This window comes from Aeromonas sp. R3-1, assembly GCF_040908345.1.
Lineage (GTDB): Bacteria > Pseudomonadota > Gammaproteobacteria > Enterobacterales > Aeromonadaceae > Aeromonas > Aeromonas veronii.
Map to the genome: position 1 here is coordinate 1 of NZ_JBFODN010000213.1, position 12171 is coordinate 12171.

At 61.8% G+C, this 12171-nt stretch carries 10 protein-coding genes; 6 read left to right on the forward strand and 4 right to left on the reverse strand.

Annotated elements, in window-relative coordinates:
- From AB5Y85_RS13770 to AB5Y85_RS13785, 4 genes are all read right to left on the reverse strand, one after another.
- Nucleotides 1–1337: acetyl/propionyl/methylcrotonyl-CoA carboxylase subunit alpha (locus tag AB5Y85_RS13770; protein ID WP_368221590.1), on the reverse strand; the 1337-nt coding region annotated here is incomplete at its 3' end.
- A complete protein-coding gene (locus AB5Y85_RS13775; RefSeq protein WP_128835562.1) occupies nt 1334–2188 on the reverse strand; it encodes an enoyl-CoA hydratase-related protein in 855 nt (284 codons plus the stop codon). The genes AB5Y85_RS13770 and AB5Y85_RS13775, both read right to left, overlap by 4 nt.
- Nucleotides 2189–2199: 11 nt before the next feature.
- On the reverse strand, nt 2200–3801 hold the full coding sequence (locus tag AB5Y85_RS13780; protein WP_257687743.1) for a carboxyl transferase domain-containing protein: 1602 nt from the start codon (nt 3799–3801) through the stop codon (nt 2200–2202).
- A complete protein-coding gene (locus tag AB5Y85_RS13785) occupies nt 3798–4940 on the reverse strand; it encodes an isovaleryl-CoA dehydrogenase (protein ID WP_257687744.1) in 1143 nt (380 codons plus the stop codon). The genes AB5Y85_RS13780 and AB5Y85_RS13785 overlap by 4 nt, the downstream gene beginning before the upstream one ends.
- A 306-nt stretch (nt 4941–5246) precedes the next feature.
- Here AB5Y85_RS13785 and AB5Y85_RS13790 point away from each other — a divergent pair, with 306 nt between their 5' ends.
- The 6 genes from AB5Y85_RS13790 (at nt 5247) to arcD (ending at nt 12057) form a co-directional block, all read left to right on the forward strand.
- The gene (locus tag AB5Y85_RS13790) at nt 5247–6404 is read left to right on the forward strand and encodes an acyl-CoA dehydrogenase family protein (protein WP_199427449.1); all 1158 of its coding nucleotides are present in this window, start codon (nt 5247–5249) and stop codon (nt 6402–6404) included.
- Between the two features lie 140 nt (nt 6405–6544).
- Nucleotides 6545–7327 carry an enoyl-CoA hydratase gene (locus AB5Y85_RS13795; protein WP_199427450.1) on the forward strand — a complete coding sequence of 261 codons (783 nt, stop codon included), beginning with the start codon at nt 6545–6547 and terminating at the stop codon, nt 7325–7327.
- Between the two features lie 18 nt (nt 7328–7345).
- A complete protein-coding gene (locus AB5Y85_RS13800; protein ID WP_257687745.1) occupies nt 7346–8458 on the forward strand; it encodes an enoyl-CoA hydratase/isomerase family protein in 1113 nt (370 codons plus the stop codon).
- A gap of 51 nt (nt 8459–8509) precedes the next feature.
- Nucleotides 8510–9430, forward strand: a complete 921-nt coding sequence (gene mmsB / locus AB5Y85_RS13805) for a 3-hydroxyisobutyrate dehydrogenase (RefSeq protein WP_199427452.1) — start codon at nt 8510–8512, stop codon at nt 9428–9430.
- 52 nt (nt 9431–9482) lie between these two features.
- Nucleotides 9483–10262 carry an SDR family oxidoreductase gene (locus tag AB5Y85_RS13810; protein ID WP_123172940.1) on the forward strand — a complete coding sequence of 260 codons (780 nt, stop codon included), beginning with the start codon at nt 9483–9485 and terminating at the stop codon, nt 10260–10262.
- Nucleotides 10263–10620: 358 nt separating this feature from the next.
- Nucleotides 10621–12057, forward strand: coding sequence for an arginine-ornithine antiporter (gene arcD / locus AB5Y85_RS13815; protein ID WP_257687746.1), 1437 nt, complete (start codon nt 10621–10623; stop codon nt 12055–12057).
- Nucleotides 12058–12171 lie beyond the last annotated feature (114 nt).

The window sequence follows — 12171 nt, forward strand, 5'->3', positions numbered from 1 at the left end:
GTGGGAATGGGCCACTGGGTATGGTGGCCCATGGCCAGGACGTCAGGCTCTTCACAAAGGCGCAGCAAGAGCGGGCCGTTGTGCACCAGCGGCCCGAGATCCAGTGCCGCCAGCGCATCTGCCAGTTTGGCGAACGCCTCGGCGCGGTTCTGGCCGTGGGCGATCAGCTTGGCGATCATGGGATCGTAATAGGGGCTCACCTCATCGCCAGCGGTGACGCCGGTGTCGATGCGCACGCCAACGGGCAAGTGGAGCCAGTGGATGGGCCCGCTGGCAGGCAGAAAACCGGCCGCCACATCCTCGGCGTAGAGGCGCGCCTCCACCGCATGGCCGCGCAGCACCACTTCCTCCTGAGTGAGTGGCAGCGGCTTGCCTTCGGCTACGGCCAGCTGCCAGGCCACCAGATCCTGCCCGGTCACTGCTTCGGTGACCGGATGCTCTACCTGCAGCCGGGTGTTCATCTCCATAAAGAAGAACTCATCCTTGCAGAGCAGAAACTCGATGGTGCCCGCCCCCTGATAGTGGATGGCTTTGGCTGCGGCCACGGCTGCCTCCCCCATGGCGCGGCGCAGAGCCGGAGGGATGTCGGGTGCGGGCGCCTCTTCGATCACCTTCTGATGGCGTCGCTGCAAGGAGCAGTCCCTGTCCCCCAGATAGATGGCGTTGCCGAGGCTATCGGCAAAGACCTGTACTTCCACATGGCGAGCCTGGGGCAGATAGCGCTCCAGCAGTACCAGATCGTCGCCAAAGGCAGCCTTTGCCTCCCGCTTGACTGCCGCCAGCGACTCGTCAAAGTCGGCCAGCTGATCGACCCGGCGCATCCCCTTGCCACCGCCGCCGCTGGCCGCTTTGATAAGCAGCGGGAAGCCAATCTGGCTCGCCTGATCGCGCAAGAAGTCCTGCCGCTGATCCGTGCCGTGATAGCCGGGCAGCACAGGTACACCGGCTGCCTGCATCAGTGCCTTGGCCCCCGATTTGTCGCCCATGGCGAGAATGGCGGCGCCGCTTGGGCCGACAAAGCGCAGGCCGCGCTGCTCGCAGGCGGTGGCAAAGTCGCTGTTTTCCGACAGAAAGCCGTAACCGGGATGGATGGCATCGGCGTGCGCCTCTTTGGCAATCTTCAGCACCTTGCCGGTGTCGAGATAGCTCTCTCTGGCCGGTGCGGGCCCCAGATGCCAGGCCTCATCGGCCAGGTGGGTGTGCATGGCGTGGGCGTCGGCATCGGAGTAGAGGGCGATGGTGTGGATGCCGAGGCGTTTCGCCGTCTTGATGATACGCACGGCGATTTCGCCGCGATTGGCGATCAGCAGACGTTTAATCGGGGTGTGATAGTTCATGTCTCATCCTTGAAACGGGGACGCCAGGCGGGAGGACGTTTGTCGAAGAAGGCCTGCATTCCCTCCTGTGCTTCGAGTCCCACTCGAACCCGGGCAATGGTCTCGACAGTTTTCTCTTCGTGCAGGCGGGAAGGATGGGCCTCTATCGCCGCCAGCAGTCGTTTGGTCTCTTTCATCGCTTCCGGCCCGTTGCGGCACAGACGAAGGGCCTGCGCCCGTCCCTCCGCCAGCAGTTGATCCGGCTTGCAGAGTTGATGTGCCACATTGAGCCGACAGGCGGTGATGGCATCGAACGGCTCGGCACTGAGCATGTAGCGGCGCGCCTGACGCATTCCCATGGTGCGCACCACGTAGGGGCTGATCACCGCAGGCACCAGACCCAGGCTCACCTCTGAGAGGCAGAAGCGGGCATCGTCGCTGGCCAGCACCAGGTCGCAGGCGCAGATGAGGCCCAGCGCCCCGCCATAGGCGGCCCCTTGCACCAGTGCCACCGTAGGGAAGGGAAGCTCATCGAGGGTCTGCATCAGCCGCGCCAGTACCCGGGCATCTTCGCGATTGTGCTCGAAATCGGCGTGGGCCAGATTGCGCATCCAGTTGAGGTCGGCGCCCGCGCAAAAGTGTTTGCCCTCGGCACGTAGCAGCAGGGCGTGAGGGCGTTCGGCGAGATCATGACCATGAAGATGGGCCAGATCATCGAGACAGTCGAGCAGCCCCAGCATCAGGTCGGCATCAAAGGCGTTGTGGCGGGCCGGGCGCGACAGCACCAGTTCGGCCAGCGGGCCATGCCGCTCCAGCCGAAACGGGCCCTGTGTTGAAGAGCCAAGTGCTGAGGAAGTAAGTGGATCTGACATGGGTTTGCTCCTTACATCCGGAAGATGCCGTACTGCTCGGGTTCAATGCGGGCACCCTGACATGCGGCGAGCGCCAGTGCCAGCACGGTGCGGCTCTGGGCCGGGTCAATGACGCCGTCATCCCACAGGCGGGCGCTGGCGTAGTAGGGGTGACCCTGCCGCTCATACTGCTCGATCACCGGGGCACGGATGGCGGCCGCCTCCTGCTCGCTCAGGCTCTTGCCCTCGGCAGCCAGCTTGTCCCTGCGCACCTGCACCAGCACTCCGGCAGCTTGTTCGCCACCCATGACAGAGATACGGCTGTTGGGCCAGCTAAAGAGAAAATCGGGCTCATAAGCGCGGCCACACATGCCGTAGTTGCCGGCACCAAAGCTGCCGCCGACGATCAGGGTGATCTTGGGCACCCGGCTGCAGGCCACGGCGGTGACCAGCTTGGCGCCGTGCTTGGCGATCCCCTCTTTTTCTGCGCTGCTCCCCACCATAAAGCCGGTGATGTTCTGCAAAAAGAGCAGCGGGATGGCACGCCGGTTACAGAGTTGGATAAAGTGGGCCCCCTTCTGGGCACTGTCGCTGTGCAGCACGCCGTTGTTGGCGAGGATCCCCACTTCCATGTCGCAAATACGGGCAAAGCCGGTCAGCAGTGTGGTGCCGAACAGCGCCTTGAATTCGTCAAAGTCAGAACCATCCACCAGTCGTGCAATCAGTTCGCGGGCGTCGTAAGGTCGTTTGAGACTGGTGCCCACCAGACCGTAGAGCTCCTCTATGGGGTAACAGGGGGGCTCGTAGCCGGGGCTGCTCTCTATCGGCTCGTTACCCAGATGAGTCACCAGTGTGCGGGCGATGGCCAGCGCATGGGCATCGTCACGGGCCATATGATCCGCTACCCCGGAGTGGGCGCAGTGTACATCTGCCCCGCCCAGCGCCTCGGCGCTGATCTCCTCGCCGGTGGCGGCCTTGACCAGCGGCGGGCCGGCCAGAAAGATGGTGGCCTGCTCCCTGACCATGATCGACTCGTCCGCCATGGCGGGCACGTAGGCGCCGCCAGCGGTGCAGAGCCCCATCACCACTGCCAGTTGAGGGATGTTTTGGGCCGACATGCGGGCCTGGTTGTAGAAGATGCGGCCAAAGTGATCCCGGTCGGGGAACACCTCGTCCTGCATCGGCAAGAAGGCGCCTCCGGAATCCACCAGATAGAGGCAGGGGAGACGCAGCCGCTCGGCGATGGCCTGGGCGCGCAGGTGTTTTTTCACCGTGAGCGGGTAGTAGGTGCCGCCCTTCACGGTGGCGTCATTCACCACCAGCATGCAGAGCCTGCCCGAGACCCGGCCGATGCCGGTGATGATACCGGCGGCGGGTACCGGCTCGTCATAGACCTGCCAGCCAGCCAGCGCCGAGAGTTCGAGAAACGGGGAGCCCGGGTCCAGCAGTTGATTGATGCGCTCGCGGGGTAGCAGCTTGCCGCGGGCCTGATGGCGGGTGTTGTTGGCCGCGCCGCCCCCTAGCGCGATCTCGGCAATGCGAATATGGAGATCGTCGACCAGCCCCTGCATGGCGGCCCGATTGGCCTCATATTCCGGGCTCGCCATGTCGAGGCGGGAGTGGATACGACTCATGCATTTTCTCCCATCAGCTCGCGGCCGATGAGCCAGCGGCGGATCTCAGAGGTGCCGGCGCCGATCTCGTAAAGTTTGGCGTCCCGCAGTAGGCGGCCAGTGGGGTATTCGTTGATGTAACCGTTGCCGCCGAGCAGCTGGATAGCGTCGAGGGCCATCTGGGTGGCGTTTTCGGCGGCAAACAGGATGGCTGCGGCGCAATCTTTACGGCTGGTGCGACCCTGATCGCAGGCGCTCGCCACCGAGTAGACCAGCGCCCGGCTGCTGGCGAGGCGGGTATACATGTCGGCGAGCTTGCCCTGCACCAGCTGGAACTCGCCGATGGCTTGACCAAACTGCTTGCGCTCACGCACATAGGGCAGCACTACATCCATGCAGGCCTGCATGATGCCAAGGGGGCCCGCAGCCAGCACCACCCGCTCGTAATCGAGCCCGCTCATCAGCACCTTGACCCCGCCGTGCAGGGTGCCCAGCAGGTTCTCCTGCGGCACCCGGCAGTTGTCGAACACCAGCTCGCAGGTGCTGGAGCCGCGCATTCCCAGCTTGTCGAGCTTCTGGGCGGTAGTGAAACCGGGAGTCCCCGCCTCGACGATAAAGGCAGAAATCCCTTTGGGGCCCGCACTGGTATCTGTCTTGGCATAGATGACGAAGGTGTCGGCATCCGGGCCATTGGTGATCCACATCTTGTTGCCGTTCAGGACGAAGTGATCCCCCTCGCGCTCCGCGGTCAGGCGCATGCTGACCACATCGGAGCCTGCGCCCGGCTCGCTCATGGCCAGCGCCCCCACATGCTCGCCGCTCACCAGCGGGGGGAGATAGCGTGCTTTTTGCTCCGCCGTGCCGTGGCGGTGGATCTGATTGATACAGAGATTGGAGTGGGCGCCGTAGGAGAGGCCGACCGAGGCGCTGGCGCGGCTCACCTGTTCCATCACCAGCACATGGGCGAGATAGCCGAGGTTCACCCCGTCATACTCCTCGGTCACCGTGATGCCGTGCAGCCCCAGCTCACCCATCCGGGGCCAGAGATCGCGGGGGAAGGCATTGCTCTGATCGATCTCGCTGGCGCGTGGGGCGATCACTTTCTGGCAGAAAGCCGCAACCTGTTCGGTCAGGGCATTCAGAGTCTCATCCATCTGCATCCATGCTCTCCTTGCGGATATGACAGTCGGGTAGGAAGGTTGGTTCGACCGGCTGACTCTGCGTTATGGCTGGCAGTGGTCGGTCCATTTTTGTACTTCACTTCTGCCACAAGTTTACGTTAGCGTAAACGTAAATCAATTGTTAATCTGTTGTGTGTCGATAAAGCGGTGGTAGTGAAAGAGTCAGCAGCTACCACGACAACAGCGCCATAGTGGCAGATCCGACTGACGCAGCGTGTGGGCGCCGCGTCATAAAGCACTAATGCGGGAAAATATGCGCGGGGCAACAAGGGAGTGAACGACAAGATGGATTTTACCCTGACCGATGATCAACAGGCGTATGTGGAGGCGGCCGCCGCCTTTGCCGATGAGGCGCTCAAACCCCATGCCGCGCGCTGGGACAAGGAGCATGATTTTCCGATCCCGACCATCAAGCTGGCGGCCGGGCTAGGTTTTTGTGGTCTCTATACCCCGGAGCAGTTTGGCGGATTGGGGCTGCCGCGCCTCGATGCGAGCCTCATCTTCGAACGCCTCGCCATGGGCTGTACCTCGACCACGGCGTATCTGACTATCCACAACATGGTGAGCTGGATGCTGGGAAGCTGGTTACCCACCGAGGTTGCCAAAGAGTGGGTGCCCAAACTGGCCAGCGGCGAGTTGCTGGGCTCCTATTGTCTCACCGAGCCGGGGGCGGGTTCCGATGCTGCGGCACTCATGACCCGAGCCACTCGCGAGGGTGATAGCTACCTCATCGAGGGAACCAAGGTCTTTATCTCGGGAGCGGGCAGCACTGACGTGCTGGTGGTGATGGCCCGTACCGGTGGTGAAGGTGCGAAGGGGATCTCTGCCTTTATGGTGCCGGCTAATGCCCCCGGCGTGAGCTATGGCAAGGCAGAAGAGAAGATGGGCTGGAACAGCCAGCCGACCCGGGAGGTTGTTTTCAACGGGGTTCGCATTCCTGCCTGTTATCGGTTGGGCGAAGAGGGGGAAGGATTCAAGTTCGCCATGCAGGCCCTCGATGGGGGGCGCATCAATATTGCCACCTGTTCGGTGGGCACCGCCCAGCAGGCGCTGGACGATGCGCTGGTCTATGTGCAGCAGCGCCAGCAATTTGGTCACCCGATCAGCGAATTCCAGAGCGTGCAGTTTCGCCTGGCCGATATGGCGACCGAGCTGGCTGCCGCCCGTTTGCTGGTGCGTCAGGCCGCTGACAAGCTGGATCGCGGGGCACCGGACAAGAGTGCCTGGTGCGCCATGGCCAAACGGTTTGCCACCGATGTGGGTTATCGAGTCTGCGATGAGGCTCTGCAACTCTTTGGCGGCTATGGTTATATCCGCGAGTATCCGCTCGAGCGCTATCTGCGCGATACACGGGTACACCGCATTCTGGAGGGCACCAACGAGGTGATGCGACTCATCATCGCGCGCCGCCTGCTGGCCGATCCCGGTTTGTCGCTGGGCTAACCGGTGGTCGCATCAAGGGTGTGTTGCCTGCCACCCGATTTGCACCATGCCATGCCGGTTTCGGCTTTGTGAGCCAGCCACAGGTTGGTGTCATTCAAGCCTGTCATCATGGCGGCAGCTTCATCGACAAGGACAATGCTATGACAAGGATCAGACTCGAATATCATGGCCACGTGGCCTATATCACCCTCGACCATCCCCCTGCCAACACCTGGACTCTCGCCAGCCTGCAGGCCTTTTTGCAGGTGATGGTGGAGCTCGACAGTCGTCCCGATGTGGTGGCGCTGGTGATCCGTGGTGCGGGCGACAAATTTTTCTGCGCCGGTGCCGACCTCAATATGTTTGTCGAGGGGAATGTCGAGCTGGCCCGCGAAGTAGCCGAGGCCTTTGGCAAGGCCTTCGAGGCGCTGGCTCGTTTTCACGGCGTCAGTATCGCCGCCATCAATGGTTATGCCATGGGAGGCGGGCTGGAAGTGGCGCTGGCTTGTGATATCCGTATCGCCGAGCAGCAGGCGTTGCTGGGACTTCCGGAAGCATCGGTGGGCTTGCTTCCCTGTGCCGGTGGCACCCAGCGCCTGACCGAGCTGGTGGGGCCGGGCTGGGCCAAGCGGATGATCCTCTGCGGTGAGAAGGTGAGTGCCTCGCTGGCCTACGAGATGGGGCTGGTGGAGGAGGTGGTGAAAACCGGTCAGGCATGGGAGGCGGCGCACCAGATGGCCCATCTGATGGAGCGCCAGAGCCCGAGCGCCCTGCGCGCCTGCAAAACCCTGATCAATCAGGGCCGCAGCGGCCCGCGGGATGCCGCCTTGCCCCTTGAGCGAGCGCTGTTTCTCGATCTCTTTAGCGATGCCAACCAGCGTGAAGGGGTGGCCGCCTTCCTGGAGAAACGCTTACCGCGCTGGCAATATGGCCCAACAAAATAAATCCATACGGAGCCGTTTATGAGTGAGCCGGTCAAGGTTAGCTGTTATCCCACCGAAGATGGTCATCAGATCGGGGTGTTGACCCTCGACAGCCCGGCGTCTCTCAACGCATTGAGCCTGCCGATGATCCAGATCCTGCAACAGACGCTGACCCGTTGGGAGCAGGATCCCGCCATCGTCTGTGTGCTGTTGCAGGGGGCGGGTGAGAAGGCATTTTGTGCCGGTGGCGATATCCGCTCCTTCTATTACCGCAAACAGGAGGCAAGCGGATCGGAACTGTTCGAATATGCCCGCGACTTTTTCGAGCAGGAGTACCGGCTCGACCACCACATCCACTCTTACCGCAAGCCCCTGATCTGCGTGGCGGACGGTATCTGCATGGGGGGCGGTATTGGCCTGTTTGCCGGAGCCGATTTTCGGGTGGTGACCGAAAGAAGCCTGTTCGCCATGCCGGAGGTGACCATCGGCCTCTACCCCGACGTGGGGGCAAGCTGGTTTTTAAGCCGGATGCCGGGGCGACTCGGGCTCTGGCTCGGTCTGACTGGCGCCCGCTTCAACGGGAGTGATGCCATCGGTCTTGGGCTGGCGGATCACGCCATCGCCAGTGGCGAGCGCAGTGCGCTGTTGTCACGCCTCGCCGTACTCGACTGGGCTGGCAGTGGTGAGCCCCGTGAGCAGATCGACCTGCTGCTCAGGGGATTGCATGGTGAGGTGGCGGCCCGCTTGCCTGCGCCAGTGCTGCTACCCCATCAACAGAGGATCGATGCCTTGCTGGCGGGGCGCACGTTGCAAGGGGTATTGGCGCGGCTGTTCAGCGCCCATTTCGATGAACAGGAGGTGGTACTTCAGCAGGCGCAACAGATCTGCCGCACTGGCAGCCCCATCAGCCGCGCCATTTTGTGGCGTCAATATTGGCAGGCTCGCCGCAACTCACTGGCAGAGGTATTTGCCGAGGAGCTGACCCTCTCGGTCAACTGTGTGCTCAAGGGGGATTTTGTGGAAGGGGTACGGGCACTGCTGATCGACAAGGATAAAGATCCCCGCTGGCAACAGTTGCCACCGGAGGGGGAGTGGCTGGACGAGTTCTATCGCTGGCCGCAGGGGCGCAATCCGTTGGCCTGCAAGGAATAACATCTTGGCAACCGGCGGACGCCGCCATCAGCAACGCAAGGAGCAAGCAGAATGACAAGGATCGGATTTATCGGGCTAGGCAACATGGGGGGACCCATGGCAGCCAATCTGGCCAAGGCCGGGCATACGGTGCAGGTATTTGATCTGGTTGCCCACAGTGTCGAGCGAGCCATTGCAGCGGGCTGTATTGCGGCAGGAGGTGCCCGCGAAGCGGTGACCGGCTGCGAGGTGGTGATCAGCATGCTACCTGCGGGGGAGCATGTGCGCGCCCTTTGGTTGGGCGAGAGCGCCGGTGAGTGGGGCGGGCAGGATCTGCTGGCAGCCCTGCCGGTTGGTGCACTGGTGATCGACTGCTCCACTATCGATGTCGACTCTGCCCGTCAGGTCGGGGAGGCGGCCCGCGCACGCGGTTTGCGCTTTATTGATGCCCCCGTATCGGGCGGTGTCGCCGGTGCGGCCGCCGGGACGCTCACCTTTATCGTTGGCGGCAACGCGGCGGATTTCGAGGCGGCGAAACCTCTGCTCGCCTGCATGGGGCAGAACCTGTTTCACGCCGGGACGCTGGGCGCCGGGCAGATCGCCAAGATGTGCAATAACATGCTGCTTGCGATCCACATGGCGGGCACTGCCGAGGCGCTGGCCCTCGGGGTGAAGGAGGGGCTGGATCCCGCCGTGCTCTCTACCATCATGGGCAAGAGCTCCGGCAACAACTGGAGTCTGGAGCGCTACAACCCCTGGCCCGGGGTGATGGAGAATGTCCCTGCCGCCCGCAACTATCAGGGGGGCTTTATGACCCGTTTGATGGTGAAAGATTTGGGATTGGCCATGGCGCTGGCCGAGCATGGCCACAGCGCTGTGCCGATGGGGGCGCTCGCGCGTAACCTGTTCAACCTGCATGCCGCTCAGGGGCAGGGGAGCCGCGATTTCTCCAGCATCGTCGAACTCTATCTGGATAAACAGGATCCCGCCTGACGGGCCACCTCTCTTCAAGGCATCTCCCTTCGACCAGCTACAAGGAGCATTGATGGATATCAAAGATAAGGTCATCGTTATTACCGGCGCCGGACGTGGCTTGGGACGTGCCATTGCGCTGGCCCTGGGCGCACAGGGGGCGACGCTGGCACTGCTCGACATCAATCGCGCCGATCTGGAGGCGACCGCAGCCTTGGTGCGCAGTCAGAATGATCAGTGCGATCAAGATAGTCAGTGCGAGCTGTTTGTCTGCAATGTGGCGAGCGAAGCCGAGGTTGAGTCGGTTTTTGCTGGCATCAAGGAGCGTTTTGGCGTGCTGCACGGTCTTATCAACTGCGCCGGCATTTTGCGCGATGGCATGCTGATCAAGGTGAAAGAGGGTGAGCTGGTGGAGAAGATGACGCTGGCCCAGTGGCAGAGCGTGATTGACGTCAACCTCACAGGTACCTTCCTCTGTGGTCGCGAAGGGGCGGCGCTGATGGCCCAAGGGGGGCAGGGGGGCGTCATCATCAACATCTCCTCCATCGCCCGCGCTGGCAATATTGGCCAGAGCAACTATGCCGCCAGCAAGGCGGGGGTTGCCTCGCTGGTGGTGACCTGGGCGCGGGAGTTGGCGCGCCATGGCATTCGGGTGATGGGGATTGCCCCCGGGGTGTTTGCCACCGACATGACGGCGGCGATGAAGCCGGAGGCGATGGCGCGGATGCAGCAGGCCATTCCGGTCGGCACCCTTGGCGAGGCGCAACAGCTGGCCGAGACGGTGAGCTTTATTTTTGCCAACGACTATCTGTCGGGAAGGATGATAGAACTGGATGGCGGTTTGCGTTTATAGGGATTTACATAATGGGCCCCGGTGTTTCCACCGGGGCTTTTTTATGCAGATTATTTATACAGAGAGTGCCTGAATGGCGATGCATAGGAACCATGCGAGTCAGGTTGTGTTGGCAGAAAAATGAGAAATATCAATGGGTCTTGGTTAATTTGAGCCAGCTCACAGGCCATATGGGTCAGTGCTGTAAAATTGCGCGCGGTCAAGGCGGTGCATGATTGATGGGACGAGGGATTGCGGTCGGAATAGTCATGCAATATAGTTGCCGCCTTTTTCACGGGGTCAGGATTCCCAGCCCCTCCCATATTGCGCGCAGTATGAATACGGACGCTCTGCCGCCGCCTAAATAAACAGGATTGAAATGGACAAGAAACTAGGGCTGGGCGCCCTCATTTCGCTGGTGATCGGCTCCATGGTCGGCGCCGGGGTCTTCAGTCTGCCACAAAACATTGCTGCGCATGCCAGTGCCGGGGCGGTCGCCCTGGGTTGGGCCATCACCGGTCTTGGCATGATCTGTCTCGCGCTGGTCTATCAGAACCTCTCCATGCGCCGCCCCGATCTCGATGGCGGTATCTTCAGCTATGCCAAAGCCGGTTTCGGCGATTTCATCGGTTTCAACGCCGCCTGGGGTTACTGGCTCTGCCAACTGCTGGCCAACGTCTCTTACGCCATCGTAGTGTTCAGCGCCCTGAGCTACTTCTTCGATACGCCTGACAACGTCATCTTCGGTGACGGCAATACGCCGGTCGCCATCACGCTGGCCTCCATCCTGATCTGGTCGGTGCATGCGCTGGTGCTGCGCGGGGTACAGGTTGCTGCACTGGTGAATATCGTCACTACCATCGCCAAGATGGTGCCGCTCATCGTCTTCTGTGTTGCGATCCTGCTGGCCTTCAACATGGATACCTTCACTCTGGATATCTGGGGCCAGAACAACATGGAGCTGGGCTCCGTGATGGATCAGGTCAAGTCCACCATGAAGGTGACCCTCTGGGTCTTTATCGGGATTGAAGGGGCCGTGGTGGTCTCTGCCCGTGCCCGTCATCGCAAGGATGTGGGCCGCGCGACCGTGCTGGCGCTGCTCGGCGCCCTGACACTCTATGTGATGGTGACCCTGTTCTCGCTAGGTGTCATGAGCCAGCCGCAACTGGCGGCGCTCAAGAACCCTTCGACCGCCATGATCCTCGAAACCGTGGTCGGCCCCTGGGGCGCCTGGCTTATCAACATCGGTCTGGTGGTGTCGGTGATGGGGGCGCTGCTCAGCTGGACCGTGCTGGCCGCTGAAGTGCCCTACATCGCGGGCAAGACCGGTGTGTTCCCGGGCTGGTTTGCCAAGGAGAACAAGAACGGCTCGCCGCAGGTGTCCCTCTGGTGCTCTACCTGTCTGGTGCAGATCTTCCTGATCATCATCTACTTCCAGAGCAGCACCTATCTGGCGCTGGTCAACATCGCAACCTCGGCGGCGCTGGTGCCTTACGTCTTTTCGGGCGCTTATGGCCTGAAGCTGGCATTGAAAGGGGAGACCTATCAGGGTCAACCTCATCAGCGCAAGCGTGACCTGCTGCTGGCCCTGGTGGCGACGGTTTACGGCTGCTGGCTGGTCTACGCTGCCGGTGTGGAGTACCTGTTGCTGGTGGCGCTGCTCTATAGTCCGGGCATCTTCATCTACTGGAAGGCGCGTCAGCATCACGGTCTGCGCGGCCTTAACCGGTTGGAGCAGGGGATGACGGCGGCCCTGCTCGGCTGTGCCGTGCTTGCCTTCTACAAGGTGATGGACGGTACCATTCCACTGCACTAACCGGCACAATGAAGAGATGGCCCTCGCGCCATCTCTTTTTTTTCATGCAGATATCCACTGTTGCCCGGCCGTGTTGGCCAGTTTTTGTTTAACACAGGAATTTTTATGCTGTTT